The sequence below is a fragment of the Microvirga sp. BF8 genome, from assembly GCF_059888585.1.
Map to the genome: position 1 here is coordinate 1,080,925 of NZ_CM187619.1, position 15,874 is coordinate 1,096,798.

At 62.3% G+C, this 15,874-nt stretch carries 11 protein-coding genes; 7 read left to right on the plus strand and 4 right to left on the minus strand.

Annotated features, from left to right (window positions below):
• Positions 1–238: 238 nt before the first annotated feature.
• Complete coding sequence (locus tag AC522E_RS05145; RefSeq protein ID WP_500749310.1) at positions 239–2,074, minus strand: adenylate cyclase; 1,836 nt, start codon at positions 2,072–2,074, stop codon at positions 239–241.
• Positions 2,075–2,219: 145 nt separating this feature from the next.
• Here AC522E_RS05145 and AC522E_RS05150 point away from each other — a divergent pair, with 145 nt between their 5' ends.
• Complete coding sequence (locus tag AC522E_RS05150) at positions 2,220–2,462, plus strand: hypothetical protein (protein WP_500749311.1); 243 nt, start codon at positions 2,220–2,222, stop codon at positions 2,460–2,462.
• Between the two features lie 361 nt (positions 2,463–2,823).
• On the opposite strand, the gene AC522E_RS05155 is transcribed toward AC522E_RS05150, so the two are convergent.
• Positions 2,824–2,979 (minus strand): hypothetical protein, encoded by a 156-nt coding sequence (locus AC522E_RS05155; protein ID WP_500749312.1) that lies wholly within the window; start codon positions 2,977–2,979, stop codon positions 2,824–2,826.
• Positions 2,980–3,416: 437 nt separating this feature from the next.
• On the opposite strand from AC522E_RS05155, the gene AC522E_RS05160 reads away from it, so the two are divergent.
• The 6 genes from AC522E_RS05160 (at position 3,417) to AC522E_RS05185 (ending at position 11,710) form a co-directional block, all read left to right on the plus strand.
• The gene (locus AC522E_RS05160; protein ID WP_500749313.1) at positions 3,417–3,596 is read left to right on the plus strand and encodes a hypothetical protein; all 180 of its coding nucleotides are present in this window, start codon (positions 3,417–3,419) and stop codon (positions 3,594–3,596) included.
• Positions 3,597–4,742: 1,146 nt separating this feature from the next.
• Positions 4,743–5,984, plus strand: coding sequence for a glycine betaine/L-proline ABC transporter ATP-binding protein ProV (gene proV, locus AC522E_RS05165; protein ID WP_500749314.1), 1,242 nt, complete (start codon positions 4,743–4,745; stop codon positions 5,982–5,984).
• Positions 5,985–6,010: 26 nt separating this feature from the next.
• A complete protein-coding gene (locus tag AC522E_RS05170) occupies positions 6,011–6,925 on the plus strand; it encodes an ABC transporter permease (RefSeq protein WP_500749315.1) in 915 nt (304 codons plus the stop codon).
• A 64-nt stretch (positions 6,926–6,989) separates the two neighbouring features.
• Positions 6,990–7,877, plus strand: coding sequence for a glycine betaine ABC transporter substrate-binding protein (locus AC522E_RS05175; RefSeq protein WP_500749316.1), 888 nt, complete (start codon positions 6,990–6,992; stop codon positions 7,875–7,877).
• 542 nt (positions 7,878–8,419) lie between these two features.
• Positions 8,420–8,947: a BA14K family protein gene (locus AC522E_RS05180; protein WP_500749317.1), complete on the plus strand. Its 528-nt coding sequence runs from the start codon at positions 8,420–8,422 to the stop codon at positions 8,945–8,947.
• 804 nt (positions 8,948–9,751) lie between these two features.
• Positions 9,752–11,710, plus strand: a complete 1,959-nt coding sequence (locus tag AC522E_RS05185) for a PAS domain-containing protein (RefSeq protein WP_500749318.1) — start codon at positions 9,752–9,754, stop codon at positions 11,708–11,710.
• Positions 11,711–11,798: 88 nt separating this feature from the next.
• Here AC522E_RS05185 and AC522E_RS05190 read toward each other — a convergent pair whose 3' ends face one another.
• Together AC522E_RS05190 and AC522E_RS05195 are read right to left on the minus strand one after the other, a co-directional pair.
• Complete coding sequence (locus AC522E_RS05190; RefSeq protein ID WP_500749319.1) at positions 11,799–12,767, minus strand: phasin family protein; 969 nt, start codon at positions 12,765–12,767, stop codon at positions 11,799–11,801.
• A 1,135-nt stretch (positions 12,768–13,902) separates the two neighbouring features.
• Positions 13,903–15,837 (minus strand): DUF3604 domain-containing protein, encoded by a 1,935-nt coding sequence (locus tag AC522E_RS05195; RefSeq protein WP_500749320.1) that lies wholly within the window; start codon positions 15,835–15,837, stop codon positions 13,903–13,905.
• Positions 15,838–15,874: the final 37 nt, after the last annotated feature.

The following is a 15,874-nucleotide window of genomic DNA, read 5'->3' on the forward strand; positions in this document are numbered from 1 at the left end:
CTGCGCCTCACGAAGTCTCAGGTTGCGCGTCCGCATGTTCGTCCTCCATTGCCTTTCCGCGACTGGAGCCACCCCAGTGCCTGGACAGCCATGCCCCGCGCAGCATTCCTGTCCCGTCACGCTGGCATGCGGCGCAAGTTGCTTCGGGGGCGCTGTCGGTTGCAGACTGCCCGAACGCTAGCAACGGCGGAGGATTCACGCCTGTAGCATCCTGTAGTTTACGTGTTGGTCGTGGCGGTCAGCGCTTATGTGGGGCCGCCTGAAGAGCCCCTTCCGCAGCTGTCCGGGCCGGCACCGGGAAGCCGGCCTTGCGGGCGCCTTCGGCATAATGGGCCGCGTCCTCAGGCCGGTAGTTCCGCTTGGCCATCTCGTCATCCCAGTGCTCGAAGATGGTCGGGCGCATGCGCAGGAACGTGTCGCGCGCCTCGGCCGCCTCCGGCGCCTTGCCGAGCTGGGCGTAGATGACGGCGGCGACGAAATGGTAGAGCGGGAACTTCTCTAGCGCCGCCTGACGGATCAGGCCTTCGGCACGGGCATAGTCGTGCTGCATGTAGGCGTAGACCGCCAGAACCCCGCTGTAGTAGCCGGAATGGCCCGGGTTGCGGGTGAGCGCCTGCTCGATCAGCTCGGCGCCGCGGTGCCAGGCTCCCGCCTGGGCCAGACAGGTCCCGAACTCGCCGAGCAGCTCGGTGTCGTTCGGGTTCAGCGCCACCGCTCGCTCGCCGACCTCCAGCGCCTCGTCGGGCCGCCGGGAGAAGAACAACGCCATCATCAGGGCCTGGAGCGAGCGCACATTCTCCGGATCGAGGCGAATGGCGCGGCGGGCGGCCTCGAGCGAGCGCTCGATTGGGGTGCCGGGCCCCGCTCTCGGATTGAACCCGAACCGGTCCTCGTCGAGATATAGGACGGACAGCATCGCCCAGGCGGTCGCATAATCCGGATGGAGCGCCACGGCCCGCTCCAGGCAGGCGCGGTTCGCGGCATGGCTCTCCTCCGTCAGCGCGGCCCGGTAATCGTAGAACCGCAGCGTACACGCATAGGCCTCGAGGTCGTCGGGCGGGCGGATGCCGGTCCGGGTCTGGTCGGCCCGCTGGATGATACCGTAGGGCTGTGCCACGGCGGTCGCGACCCTGCGGGCGACGTCGTCCTGGATCGTGAAGAGATCACGGACATGCAAGTCCTCGTCGTAGGTCTGCGACCACAGGACGGCGCCGGTTTGTGCATCCAAGAGCCGGCCCGCGATGCGCAGGCGGCTCTCTGCGGCCCGGACGCTGCCCTCGAGCACGTAGCGGACGCCGAAGTCACGGCGGATGCGGGCAGTATCCGTTCCCGGCGGAATGCTGCGCGACGTCTCCCGGCCGAGGACGGTGATCTCCTTGAAGCGGGCGAACTGGCTCAGGATCTCCTCGGTCAGGCCGTCCGCGTAGGTCCTGGCCGACGAAGGCTCGCCCAGAGCTGCGAACGGCAGCACGAAGAGGGTCGGCCCGCCGGGCGGCAAAGGAGCCGAGGCCCGCGGTGTGCGGGAGGTGCCGTCGCCCCACGGGCCCCACAGGACAAGCCCGCCAAGGGTGGCAAGGAAGGCGATCAAGATGGCCGCTGCACCGAACCGAAGGGCCCAGCGCCGCTGGAGAGGTTCAGCGGCACTCCTGGCTGGTGGAGCGACGGGGGGCGCGCCATCATCCAGGACGTTCGGCGAGCGCCAGGTAAAGTGCGGGACATACCCGCCCTTGGGGATTGTGATAATAACCGGGTCCAACCGGCCGCCCGAGAGATAGTAGCGCTCCAGCACCCGGCGCAGCCGTCCGGCCTCGATGCGCACGACTGGGTCCCCCTGGGCATCGAAGTCGGCATCGCGCTCGAACACCTCGGTGCCGATGGCATAGGCCTTGATGCGGTCGGCGCGGCCGGCCAGCGTCTCCTCGACGACATAGCGCAGGAACCGGCGGGCTCGCGCCGACGCGTCGAGATCGGGACTGGCGAGAAGGATGTCGAGCTGGGCGCGCACGTCCTCTGCCGCAGGTGGCGACTGCGCCTGCGACGAGGCACCGACAGTGCCGTCGCCTCCACCGAGCATGAATCGGTCCGTTGTCCGCGGGCGTACGAGGCGCCTCATTCCGTAAGCTACAGTAACATACTCCCCGCGCGGGCGGTATGGGTCGATGCTGGGGACCATGGGGCGGCGGATCCGCGCCGCCCGAATCCGGCACCGGGGTTGCGCCATGCAGCACGCCGTCCAGGCCGCCATCGCCTACTTCCCGGACCGGGGACATGCTATCGACGAGTTGTCCCGGACGGATGACAGCTTTCGGTCGCTGTGCGAGGATTTCGCCACGGCGCAGGCAGCCCTCATCCAATGGGAACGGTCGTCCTCTCCTGTGAGGGGGGCGCGCTGCACCGAGTACCGAGAGCTGGTGCGGGACCTCGCGGCCGAGATCGAGGTCGAGCTGGACCGCAACAGGTAGGAGGCCCACGTCCCCGGCAAGGGCCATCGGTCGAAGCAGGGTTACGGGCACTGGACGGGACGGCTGGCGAGGTTAAAAAGTGCGGGCATTTGCCCACCTGAGGGTCATCGGTCGACACTTTTCCACCCGTGGTCAGGACGGTACGGGTAGGCGCAATGAGGCGGTGCGTATGGATGGTAACAGCCATGGGCACCAGCCGCTCCAGCGTAGAGCGCGCCCGGCATGCGGTTCGGCGGGCCACCCCGGCAAACGACATCTGCGTGAATGGCATGCCGATGATGTCGATGAACACCGAGGGAGGCCCGTCGGCATTGCCAAGATCGCCTTCCAGCACCGCCACGTCAAAGGTAAGTGGGCTGCCTTACATCTTCGGGTTCTTCAAGGTGACGACAGCATCCTTCACCGAGGATCCGGCCTTGTCGGACATCGACATGGTCGCGTTCGGCGGGTCCTTGGCGAAACTGTCGGAACCGACCGCCCACGCCGCGATGAGGTGGGCCGTCAGGGCGTGGCCCACACGCGGGACGGTCGGCGAAGACGATGGAATTCGCAGCGACGCCGGTGAGAACGAGCTTGCGGCCCTCGAGCCTCGCTCCTGCGAAGCTCATGACGATCAGCGCCGACTCGACCTCCGGCTTCACCTTGCCGATCTGCTTCTGACCCGGTTACCGGATTGCGTCTGGACGATGCCGCGCAGGGGTGTTCCGCCTGCACCTACAGTAAATTACTTCCATTCCACGCCCTCTTTCCCGATGATGTCCATTGCGGGACGGTGTCCCTGCGCCGTCCGAACCCGGCACATGCTGCGTCGAATGTCGGGGCCTGCCGCAGGAGCAAAGATCGGGACGGAAAGCGGTGGCGCTCATGGCTAACTTCGTCAGGCCCGCGCTTCCCGGCATCGATCGCTTGGCGCGCTGTCACCCGTTCCGCCGTGAATCCGCAAAGGAAAAGTCGATGCTCGTCAGACTGCCATTCTTCCTGATCCTGTCGGTCATTGTCGCTGGCTGTGTGTCTGGCACGTCAGCCCGCCAACCGCCCAACTACGTCGAGGCCGAGCTCACCGACAGCCCGATCCCGCGCGGATCAATGGTCGCGGTGCCGGATCTGCCCGGTGCTGTGGGCGGTCCTGAATAGACTGCACGTTCGTAAAGGCGGTTGGGCTTAGTGCCAATCGGCCTCAAGACGCCCATGCACTGATGTGCAGCGCCATAAAGGCTGGGACGGTCCGGCGGGCAAGCCAAGATCGGCAGGAGAGCGCGGGAGCCGCCGCCAAGCGCCATGGCATCAACCCGACCGCCATGCGCGAGGGCTATATGGGAGAGTGGTCTTCGGCCGGGGGCGCCACTACGCCTCACCCGAGTGCTTCCGGAAGGATGTGTCTTGCGCTCCGTGCGCACTCTTATGCGAATGGGATGAGAGCGGAGTTTCGGCGTGCGGCCCGTCCGAAAGTCCGGTGGCCGCTGGCGAGCAGCCGTGCCGGCGGCACTAAACGTAGGTCCGGATGTGGCACTTCCCGGAAGTGACGCTTTGGTCAGCTCACGAGGCGGTAAGCAAACTATCGTTTCGTTCGCAGTTCGTTACACTTTGACCCGATGCAGAGGTTCGGCTTCGCACCATGAGGCAGGGTTGCTGCTCTCTATGCAATTTGAACTGTGCTCGTTCGTCCTTGCTGGTGAACGAGAGGTGCGACCATCGGCGCAGTCTGTGGCGGCATTGGATAGGACCTTGCTGATCAGTCGATGACCACGGGCGAGAGCGTTGCACCAAAGATCGAAGGTGAATGTAAGCCCGCTCGTCATGATGGTGGATACGAACAGGTTTCACGCTCCCAGTGAGCATCATTTTACCTGATGTGAGAGGCCAGAGCTAAGGTACGGCGTTTTTCTCGATGTCCTTTGTGTAAGCTACTTGAGTTCAGCAATTGCGAGCAGGGGATACTGCTCTGGGACATTTTCCGGCGTCTGAGTTCACCCTCTCGCGGCATCCTCTAAGCTACTGTTCTCAAACCAAAAGACGATGGCTGCGGCAACGAAAGTCGGCGGGCCATAAACAAGGAATGCAGCCAATTCATGTCGGCGGGGTTGGCAATTCGGTTGGAACGGTTTAGACAATTGGCGTCAGCGGCAGTGATATTCGCTGCCGGCTTCGGCAGATCAAGGCAATTGCGTGCATTGTTGTGTGAATGGAAACTGCCTAATCTAATCGTTCACCTGTTCTCGTAATAATCATTACGTAATGGAGGGTGCCCCTAATCTTTAGACAGGGGAAAACGGGGGTTTGATGACTGATAATGACGCTACCGCGTGCAGGGGCGCTGCTGCGACCCTATCGGCCGACAAGATCGTCCTTCGCAACATATTCAAAGTCTTTGGTTCGGATGCTCCGCAAGCCATCGAAATGATTCATGCCGGACAGAGCAAGGAAGCTGTCCAATCCGAGACCCGCTGTACCATTGGCGTGAGCAACGCGAGCTTCAGCATCAAGGAAGGTGAAATCTTCGTTGTTATGGGGCTTTCCGGGTCCGGGAAATCGACGCTTCTGCGTCTGCTCAATCGGTTGATCGAACCCACTTTAGGTTCCATTCTGGTGGATGGCCACGATGTGACGACCATGAGCAAGCGCGATCTGATCGAGTTGCGCCGGCGGGACATGAGCATGGTCTTCCAGAGTTTTGCGCTTCTGCCCAATCGCACAGTTCTGGCCAATACCGCCTTCGGCCTAGAGATTGCGGGGGTTTCCGAGGAGGAGCGCAACCGAAAGGCACTCCGTGCCCTCGAAGCCGTTGGGCTTGAGCGCTATGCCGCAAGCCGCCCGGACGAACTCTCCGGCGGCATGAAGCAGCGTGTCGGTCTTGCTCGCGCGCTCGCCAACGAACCAACCATCCTCCTCATGGACGAAGCCTTCTCGGCTCTTGACCCACTGATCCGGACCGAGATGCAGGACGAGCTTCTCCGTCTTCAGGCCGAACGGAGCCGTACGATCGTGTTCGTCAGCCACGATCTCGACGAGGCCATGCGGATCGGTGATCGGATCGCCATCATGCAGGACGGCGTTGTGGTGCAAGTGGGCACGCCCGAAGAGATCGTCATGAATCCGGCAAATGACTACGTCCGCTCCTTCTTCCGCAACGTGGACGTTACCCACGTGTTCCGTGCGGGCGATATTGCCCGTCACAGCCAAATCACATTGATTGATCGCGTGGGGCTTAGCGTCAACGCTGCGCTCGAGCGTATGCGCGCCCATGATCGGGATGTCGCTATCGTCGTCGCTCGTGACAAGCGCTATCAGGGCATGGTTAGTGCCGAGTCCCTCAACGAGGCCGTTCGCACCGGCAGCCCGGATCCTTATCGGCGGGCGTTCCTGCCCGAGATGGTGCCCATCGAGGCCGATGCGTCGGTGGCGCAGGTCATGGGCCGGGTTGCCGAAAGCCGGTGGCCTGTGCCGGTCGTGGACGCCGGCGGCCGCTACGTTGGCACCATTTCCAAGTCGTCCCTTCTCATGACGCTCGACCGCGCAGCCTGAACATCGGTAGCGCGAAGGATATACCCATGGATTTCGATCTCAGCATCGGTGCTGCTGCCAGCGCCGCTGTCGAGTATACGCTCGACAATTTTTCTCCCACGCTCGACGCCGTCGCGGATGTCATCGGCTTCTTTGCCAACGGCATCAGGGATACCCTGTCCTGGCTTCCGCCGGGGGCCTTCATCGGGATAGTCGCACTCTTCGCCCTCTGGCGGATCGGTTGGAAATTCGCCATTCTCTGCGGAGCGGCGCTTCTTCTCATCGTCGGGATAGGCTTGTGGAAGGAGACTATCGAGACGCTTGCTCTCGTCATTGCGGCCACTGCGATCGCAATCACGATTGGTATCCCTCTCGGTATCCTCATGGCCCGCAGTCCTCTGACGGCGGCTGGAACGCGCCCGTTGCTCGATCTGATGCAGACGATGCCAGCCTTCGTCTACCTCATTCCGGCTGCAATGTTCTTCGGTCTCGGGGCAGTACCCGGCACCATCGCGACCGTGATCTTTTCCATGCCGCCGGTCGTGCGACTGACGGCGTTGGGTCTGACGCAGGTGAATCGCGAATTTGTCGAGGCCGGCCTCGCCTTCGGTTGCACCGACCGTCAGCTTTTGTTCAAGGTGCAGTTCCCGCTTGCCCTGCCATCCATCATGGCCGGTGTGAACCAGACCATCATGCTCGGGCTTTCGATGGTGGTGATCGCGTCCATGATCGGCGCGGGAGGTCTCGGCAACACGGTCCTGACAGGCATTCAGCGCCTCGATGTCGGCATTGGTTTCGAGGGTGGTCTTGCCGTCGTCATCCTCGCCATCATCCTTGATCGTCTGACGCAAAGCCTCTCGCGACCGGCAGCCCTAAAGATCCCGCTCCTTGCGCCCCGGCGTGCCGGAGTAAAGCAGGACGCTGCCGGAATGGAGACCGCGCCTGTCAAGGCAGGTGCGTGACAATGAGCGCCGGATCGGACTCCTGATCTGGCACTCGCCCCCCAGGAGCTGAAAGGAGAACCCTATGCTCAAGACCTTCGCCCGGATCGCCCTCGCGGCGGCCCTGACTACAGGCCTTGCGGGCACGCTACAGGCACAGGAGGAAAAGAAACCGGTCAAGATCGGCTGGACCGCCTGGGCTGATGCGGAGTTCGTCACCAAGCTCGCCAAGAAGCTCATTGAAGACAACTATTCTCAGACGGTTGAGCTTCTTCAGACTGATATCGCGCCGCAGTACCAGGGCGTGGCCAAGGGCGACATCGATGCCATGATGATGGCATGGCTGCCTGAGACCCACAAGGACTACTGGAAGCGCGTGGGCGACAAGGCCGTGACCCTTGGCGTCCTCTACACCGATGCCAGGCTCGGGTGGGTCGTTCCGAGCTATGTTCCGGAGGATCAAGTCGCATCCATCACCGACCTTACCAAGCCAGAGGTGAAGGAGAAGCTCGACGGTAAGGTGCAGGGCATCGATCCAGGCGCCGGGCTGACTCGCCTATCGAAGGAAGCAATCAAGACTTACGACCTGAGCGGGTACGATCTGACAACGGCCAGCGATGCTGCCATGGTGTCGGCCTTGGATCGTGCGATCCGCCGGAAGGAGTGGATCGTGGTGACGGGCTGGAGCCCGCACTGGATGTTTGGCAAATACGAATTGCGCTACCTCGACGATCCGAAGAAAGCGCTCGGTGGCGTCGAGCGGGTCTACGCTATCGCCCGTCAGGGCTTCCAGAGCGACTACCCGGAGATTGCCCAATTCCTGATGCGCATGCACCTTCCTCTCAACGAGCTCGAATCCGCAATGTCCGATGCGAACGAGACTTCGGTCGACAAAGCGGTTGAGAACTACATCAGCGAACACCCGGCCCGGGTGAAGTACTGGCTGACAGGTGAGATGACCTCCGCATCGTAACAGGCGAGGAACCGCCGCAACGTCTTCCGGAGTTGCGTACGTGACGACAAGCCGCCGGGGCCTCCCGGCGGCTTGCTGCTGGAACTAGTTCCCTACAATGCCCCGACGCAGCTTCGATACAATCGACCAGAATGCAGAGTCAGAGCCGCAACGAACCCTTGGCTTAGGCTGCTGACGGTCTCTCAACGGATGCCGGCATGTCTCACTAGGCTGAGAGGGAGACTCGACGCCCATCCTAACGTTCGACGTGGACAGTCGTCTCTTGGCGCGCCTGAGACGTACGGGCTTGGTCCGCTTTGGCGCGCAGGATGCGACATCTGTTGCGTCGTTGGAGGGTGAGCGATTGACCCGATGCGGACATTTCGACTTGCCGAAACACAGCCTGAGGGAAGGAGCCTCGGGCGCGGCGCTTGCAAGCGTCCAATGATCAGAAGGCTTTCGAACATTACCAAAGCTTAATGCCAGCATTCAGTCCTCATTCACCGACGGAGACCAAAATCTTACCCAGGCAACGAGTTTACCATCTGCCTGCGGAGATAGTTATGAAGAGAATAGTGTCTGGTATTGTTGCGACTTGTTTGACCGCTGCTGTTCTTGGCTCTGCGACGTCCGCTGCGAACGCGGCTACTTTACCTTTCGTGAAGCCTGACGCCGCAAATATCAACTTGCAGCAAGTGCAGTTCCGTCGTGATGACGATCGGGACAGGTTTGAACGCCGCCGCTTCGAGCGTCCGCGCCAGGAGCGCCGTGTTGAGCGTCCCCGTTTCGAACGGCGTGGCGACTGGGGCTACTACAATGGACATCGAGGACATCGGGAGTATCGTCGCGGCTATCGCCAGTACAATGGGTGGTGGTTCCCGCCAGCGGCCTTCGTTGCGGGGGCGATCATCGGGGGCGCTATCGCCAATCAGCCGACTGTTGCTGCTCCACCCGTGTATGCTCCGGGTCGCTTGAGCGCTGCCCATGTCAACTGGTGCGAGAACCGCTGGAAGTCCTATCGCGTATCGGACAACAGCTACCAGCCCCTGAGCGGGCCAAGGCAGGCCTGCGCGTCGCCCTACGGCAGTTAAGCGCAACATCAGATAGATCCAGGAAGGCGGTTCTTCGGAGCCGCCTTTCTCATGAATTCCTGAGTGCTCTCGGGCTCTCGTGTTGGATCCTTGACGGAATGGGGCCAACCGGTCCGCTCAAAGGACGAATTTCACCATCCGGCGGAAGCATTTGTACACCGCCATCGATCCGGCATGTGAGAAACTATGGAATGAAGGTCTCCCAAGGGCACGAGGCCGACCTTAGCCGTTTTTCCGCAATGGGGCTGCAAGGCGACTTTCACAAGACCTCCGTTGAGGGCTCAGGTTGACCCAGAGCTGCCCTTCCGACGCACAAAATCTGGAAGAGGGCACGTCGATGCGCTGGCTACGCCAGTTCGGCATGAACCCTTGCTCTCTGACGATAGCCGTGATGGGCAGAGAGCGGCAATGCTGCTTGGACTGAAGGCTTACCTCTGAGACCCGTTCGTAGCGGAGTTTGGCGATCCGCGAGACAAGTTTCCTGGCCTTGGTACGACTTCAAAAAGAAAGCGCCTCTCTTCCCAAGGGGCGCTCCAAAGTCCGGCCCATAGGGGGCAATAGTAATGGTGCCGGTAAGGCTCATCTATTCGGGCGCATGCGCGTTGTCATGTCGGCATACTACGAGGGATTAGTACCTTCCAGCCGATCGATGCGATCCTGCGTCATGACAGTATGGAATCCTCGAACGAGCAGAATGGTCGATGAGCGCGGCTGATGCCCTTGGTCGAGGTGCAGACCTTTCATTGCCAAGATTGGTCTGTGGCGATCGATGGCCATCGACGGAGATATGGAAGCTTGCACACGATGCAGTTTTTGACGGGCAGCACCATGGGGCCTCGAATCCAGGCATATGACTGGTCAGGCTCGCCGCTCGGGCCCATGGACACTTGGCCAGAAGCACTCCGTGTCACCCTCGGCAACATGCTCCACTCCGCATTCGCGACCTATCTCGCATGGGGGGCGGACCTCATCACCTTCTACAATGACCCCGCCCTCAAACTACGCGGGAAAAGGCCGGAGGCACTCGGGCAACCTCTGCGGCAGGCTTGGTCTGAGATCTGGGACACCGTTTCGCCGATGGTTACGCGAGCCCTTCGTGGCGAAACGACCTATGTTCAAGACGTGCCCATCGACATCGTGCAGCGACGAGGCTACCCCGAGGAGACTTGGTGGACCGGCTCAATCAGCCCTGTCATGGACGGCGCTGGCCAGCTTTGTGGTGTTCTGATTATCTTGCAGGAGACGACCGAGCGCGTGCTCACTGAGCAGAGGCTTCGGTTTCTGGTCGATCTGAGCACACGCTTGCGCGGGGTGGCAGAGGCGCGCGAGGTCACGACCACTGCCGCGGAGATGCTGGGGCGCCACCTGAGGGCGAACCGCGCCGGGTACTATGAGCTGAAGGAGAGTGGCGAATCCTTTGCCGTTGAGCGTGACTGGGCCGATGCCGCGACTCCAAGCTTTGCTGGCGAGTACCGGACCAGTAACTTTGGCCCCCTGATCGATCGCGAGTTGAGGACGGGTCGCACAGTGTGCATCGACGATGCCTTGGCGCATCCGCTCACCGCAGAAGATCCGGTCGCTGCCGAGTTCCTCCGGGCGGGAAAGCGCTCAACCATCATTGCACCCCTGGTCAGGGACGGCCGGCTGGTCGCAGCTCTCTATGTTCATCAGACCGAGCCGCGCCATTGGCGCGATGACGAAGTATCGCTGGTTCAGGAAGTGGCCGAACGCACCTGGACCTCGATCCTACGGGTCCGGGCCGAGACGGCCCTCCGGGGCAGTGAGGAGCGTTTCCGGCAGTTTGCCGAGCACTCTTCTACGGTGCTGTGGATCCAGGATCTCGAAACCCATGAGATGGAATACGTTAGCCCGGCTTACGAGGCGATCTGGGGCGAGCCTGTGGAGGCCGCGTTACGCGATCCGGGTCACTGGGCCAAGGCTCTTCACCCGGACGACCGCGAGCGCGCTAGCACCACTCTCGAGCGCGTCCAACGCGGGGAGGAAGGCACACACGAGTACCACATCATCCGGCCTGACGGTGGCGTGCGCTGGATCCGCGACACGTTCTTCCCGATCCGAGATGAGCAGGGCCGGATCCGTCGGGTTGGCGGCATCGCCCAGGACCTCACCCAACACGAGGGCTCCATCGTCTATGTGGTGGATGGCGACGAGGCCTCGCGTCGGGACCTGTGCCTTCTGCTCCAAGGCGCCGGCTACGAGGCGAAATCCTTTGTGTCGGCCCGCTCTTTCCTCGAGGTCTTGCCAGTGTTGGTGCCTGGCTGCGTGGTGCTCGATACTCGCAGCCCCGAAGCCGGTGGGCTGACGATCCCCAGGGAGTTGAAGACGCGCCGGGCCGAGTTGCCGGTCATTGTGCTCGGAGAGGCCGGTCGGAATGTTGCGGTTGGGGTTCAGGCGATGAAGGCCGGAGCCGTGGATTTCCTCGACGTCCCGTACCAACCTGAACAGGTGCTCGATGCGCTCGCCTCGGCCCAAGCCACCATCCGCGAAAGGGTCGAGCAGGATCAGGCGACTGAACGTGTGAAGGCGCTCCTTGCAGCGTTGCCACCCCGCGAGCGGGATGTGCTGGATGGGCTGCTGGCTGGTGGCACTAACAAGACGATTGCACGGGACCTGGGGCTCAGCCCGCGCACGGTCGAAGCGCATCGGGCACGCATCATGGAGCGGCTAGGGGCCCAAAGTCTACCCGAACTGGTACAGATTACTGTCATGGCAGGTCTACAAGCCAAACTGCCAGTGCGCTGAACTGGTGCTGAAACAAAAGCAGTAAGCTGCGTGATGTTGTACTCCTGGCTCGTGGCCAGGAGTACAACACAATTACGGCTGTCGAGATTTACGCCACGCGGTTAAAGCGCTGAGCCTGCACAGTCGCGCCTCGGGTCGCCTCATCGGCCACCTGTATCGTGAGCTCTGCAATCCGGCGGCTGTTGTCGAGGGTCTGTTGCAGGTTGTCGCGAAGGAGGGAGCTCTGAGTCGCCACCAGATCAGCGATTGATCGGCAGCGGGCAAGCTGGTTGAGACCATCAAGGTTCCGTTGCAGGCGCTTCTGGCTCAGTTCGAAGACCTCGCGAGATACGTCCTGAACACCACGCGCCAGAGCGGTGCCGGACTGCGTCACGGCGCGGAGGCTCTCCGATGTCTTTCCGGTTGGATCCTCTGCATTCCCGGAGGGAAATCCAAAGAGCCGTACAGCGTGCTCGGTGGAGCGCCGGGCTATCTCCGAGACGGCACCGAGGCTGTTTTCCATGGTCTCCTGCATGGCCCGTGCCATAGTCAGAGCGCCTTCCACTCCCGCCTTCATGGTGTCCGCGACGCCCTCCGTTTCGCCCTGCTCGCGGGTATGTCGGGCATCGGCTCGCCTGGTCTCGTCAATGGTTGCCATCTCGTCCTCCACTTTTTCAATGACTGCGGTAACTTCCTCGTCGCTCAGGACCTTGAGCACAGCGGGAAGCAACTCCTTCTTGTCGTCGCGGATGTGTTGTTGGAACGTTCGCCTAAGCTCGGTCACTTGGCCGATGAACTCGGCGGCATTCTTCGGCATGCGCTCCAATTCCATCAGGAGCGCTCTCGTTTCCTGGTTGTCGCGGGTGGCGTCCCGCACAAGTTCCTGCATCCCGTGCCTTGTCAGGATCGGAAAGAGGTGCTGCTCTTGAAGACCGGCCAGGAGCTCCAACTCCTCTTTCAGGTCGGCCAACAGCCGCTCGCGGGTTCTGACGGCATTGTCTGAGGTGGCGAGGAGCCTCTCGAAAAGCTCGTTCGCCTTGTCCGGTGGCGTTTGGTTGAATCGCCTGTTGGTTGCCATTGTTCCTCGCAATTCATCAAAAAGGCGCCCCAATGCAGGGCGTCGGTCACAATCGGAACTGAGAACTGGTGATGCCGGAGATAACTCGATCCGATTAACCTGTGTTAACGACTACGATGGGACAAGGGCACCGGTTTTCTACGTAGGGATGTTCCGCCATGACACCTCGCCGGAGCCGTGCATGTTGGTCAGTATCAGTTTGCTAAGTTTAAGAGCATCAGCCACGGGGAAGCACCTTGACAGTGATGCAGGAGCCGGGCGGCGCCAAGCGCGGGTGTACCTATCACCTTTACCGCACCAAGCAGCGACCTCAACTGATCTGTGCCGTGGCTGCAGATCGTCCTCTGCCCGGGTTTCTGCTTCCGGAGCTGTGGGCGCGTGAAGCCCCCCTTGGTCCGTCAAATGCCGCGCCGCCGGGTTTCCGTGAGTGCGCTGCCGTCGCCGGTGTACGGTTGAACGGCTTTTACCTGTTCCACAAGCTGTACACGGGGCGTGGACTCGGACAGACCCTCAACACCACCAGGAACAGGGCCGCATGACCGAGGAGGAGGTAGAAGTTGTTGCTGAGGAACTGGCGAAGATTGGTGGGACAGCTTGGTATCCAGGACGCCAGCAGGGGCCCCTCCTGAGGGCGGTGACAGAGCGTTATCGGGAGCAGGCCCGCGTTGTCATTGCTGCCCTTGCGCGCATGAGAGGATGCAACGGGGCCGCGGCCCATCCCGATCCCATGAAGGGTGGGGATTGCAAGGTTGAAACTTCCTCTCGGGCCCACGCGAGCCACGGCATCCGACTCGGAGCGACAGTGATTTACCGACCTGTAGGCGACCGCAGAGCCTATCCGTGCCGTGTGGTGGAAATCAGAGGCAGCCAAGCCTACCTGGCGCCCATCCTGAGGAACTGTATCGGGTGGACTTCAATCGAGACCCTTCATGTGCCACCAGAGTATAAGGCCCCTGGAAATAGATGACGTCGTTGGGAACGTCATAGGATGCCTGGGTAACCGCAGCGAACGACCGAAATTGGCACGACTGAGACCTAAGCTCGCAGGCAGCAATCCTTAGCGAACCGGATATTCTGAACCCTGTGCAGATGCGACCCTGCCTTGCCCGCTGCCCGAATTCACCATGCCGCTGCCTCATTGCGGCGCGTACCAGATTGGCGAGCTGTAGGCGCGCTCGGTGATGGTCATCGGCGTACCCGGCAGGGGCTGCGTCCCGAACCGCTTCGTGTCGTAGGCAGTCCAGCGCGGCGTCGGGATCTCGATCACCCGGCCGTAGTAGAAGGCGGGCTGGCTCGGATCGAAGTCGGGGTCCGTCCAGACCGTCGCGAGCTCAGGTGCACCTATCGTGTTCGTCCAGGTGGCGTTCGCCTCGTCGACCGTGCTGCCGACCGGCGGCAGCTTCCCGTCCGCGCCGGGCTTGCGCCGCTCCGGATCGGCCCAGGCGACGTCATAGACCTTCTCTTCGAGCTGGCCGTCCTTCGTCAGCCAGCCCTTGACGATCTGGTAGCGGTCAAGGTTCGCCCCAAGCGGATCCTTCAGCGCGGCCACCAGGAAGGTGGGCGACTTGCCTTGTGGCGCGGCCCGCAGGTCGCCGCCCATGGGCACGCCCTTGGTGTAGCCGGTGTAGGCGGGAAGGCGGCTCTCCGCGTCCTGCGGGACGAAGTCCCAGCCGCCGAAGAAGCGCACGATCATCCGCGGCCCGGTCGTGCCGTAGGTCTCCCGGCGTTGCATCGCGTCCCACAGGGCAGCGCGGGTGTTCTCCTTCGCCCACACGGCGGCATAGCCTGAGGAGGAGACCTGCCAGTCCATCACCTTGATGTGGGTCTGCGGGTTATCGAAGAAGGTGGCGCGCATGCGCTCCGGGCTGGGCTCCTGGGGTGTTGTCTTGCCGAAAAAGTTGTCCTCCTCCATGGCGGTGAGGCCCGTATGCGCGTCGCTGCTGCCGATGAGGCCGAACTTGTACGGGTTCACCCCGAGCGTCTGCCCGAGCTTGAGGCCGTTCTTCAGCGCTGAGCGGGCATACTCGAACTCCAGCATCTCCTTGGTCTTGGCGACACTGCCATCGAGATTGCCGAAATCCCAGCGCTCGAAGTTGGCGAACTCGTCGTTGGGCGACAGGAAGGGATGGGTCTCGCTGTCACCCTTGGTCTGAGTGGCCTCGTAGAGCCGCTCCCATTTCGCTCGTGTCTCCGCATATTCGCGATCGAGTTTCTTGCCGAAGGCCTCGACGGTAGGGAACATCAGGCCGTTGCTGAGATTGCCGTTGTGAGAGATGGCCAACACGCTGCCGCCGGTCTTGTCCTGGTAGGCCCCCATCCACTTCCAAAGTTCCGTCGGGTTATCGCTCCCGGGCGGATACACCGTGAACGGCTCGACTTGGCTCGCCCGATCGCCGTTGTCGCGGAAGATGACGTTGCGGTGCAGGTTGTTGCCGCCCGTGTTTGAGGTCCATTCGTGGCCGATGAAGGCGGTGAAGCGGCCCGGCTCGTTGTACTGCTCGGCGGCCGCAATCGTTTCCTGCCAGGCGCCGCGGTAGGGCCGCGTGCCGGGGGCATAGATGAGGTCCTTCGGGAAAGTCCCCTTTGAGAAGGCCTGGATGATCTCGATGGCCGCATCCGCGCCCCTGCCGGACTGGATCATGTCGTACCAGCGCCGGCCTGTCGGATCGGCCAGCACCTCGGGCTTTCCGGCGTACAGGTCGGGGAAGAAGCCCATGTTGTCGGAATGGTCTGAGACCACGAGGAAGTCGAGTGGACGGGAGAGCTTCACCGGTTGGCCGGAGGAGGCCGTCACCTGCTCGCCCCGGGCGAAGCGGTAGGCGTCCCGTGGCGCCAGCCGCGCCCCGAAGGCGCCCGCGTCGAAGGAGAACGCCGTATGGAGGTGGGTGTCGCCGAAGTACGGCCGGGTGGGAAAGTCGCGGTTGGCATAGGGAGAGTAAGGCGGCTTCGGCAGCACCTTCTCGATCTGCTCCCGGGTTGGCGTGCCAACGTCCTGAGCTCCGGCCGACGAGAGCAGGCCAAGCGTCATCAGGACCGTCAGAGCCGAACGCTCGAATGTCGCCCTCACCATGTCGTCCTCCCTTGCTCAGCTCCACCGACCCGATCTC

Bases quoted from the DNA above. Each gene is read 5' to 3' on its own strand.
- proV (WP_500749314.1), top strand. From the start codon at position 4,743: ATGACTGATAATGACGCTACCGCGTGCAGGGGCGCTGCTGCGACCCTA.
- AC522E_RS05145 (WP_500749310.1), bottom strand. From the start codon at position 2,074: ATGCTCGGTGGAGGCGACGGCACTGTCGGTGCCTCGTCGCAGGCGCAG.
- AC522E_RS05180 (WP_500749317.1), top strand. From the start codon at position 8,420: ATGAAGAGAATAGTGTCTGGTATTGTTGCGACTTGTTTGACCGCTGCT.
- AC522E_RS05160 (WP_500749313.1), top strand. From the start codon at position 3,417: ATGCTCGTCAGACTGCCATTCTTCCTGATCCTGTCGGTCATTGTCGCT.
- AC522E_RS05195 (WP_500749320.1), bottom strand. From the start codon at position 15,837: ATGGTGAGGGCGACATTCGAGCGTTCGGCTCTGACGGTCCTGATGACG.
- AC522E_RS05150 (WP_500749311.1), top strand. From the start codon at position 2,220: ATGCAGCACGCCGTCCAGGCCGCCATCGCCTACTTCCCGGACCGGGGA.
- AC522E_RS05190 (WP_500749319.1), bottom strand. From the start codon at position 12,767: ATGGCAACCAACAGGCGATTCAACCAAACGCCACCGGACAAGGCGAAC.
- AC522E_RS05175 (WP_500749316.1), top strand. From the start codon at position 6,990: ATGCTCAAGACCTTCGCCCGGATCGCCCTCGCGGCGGCCCTGACTACA.
- AC522E_RS05185 (WP_500749318.1), top strand. From the start codon at position 9,752: ATGCAGTTTTTGACGGGCAGCACCATGGGGCCTCGAATCCAGGCATAT.
- AC522E_RS05170 (WP_500749315.1), top strand. From the start codon at position 6,011: ATGGATTTCGATCTCAGCATCGGTGCTGCTGCCAGCGCCGCTGTCGAG.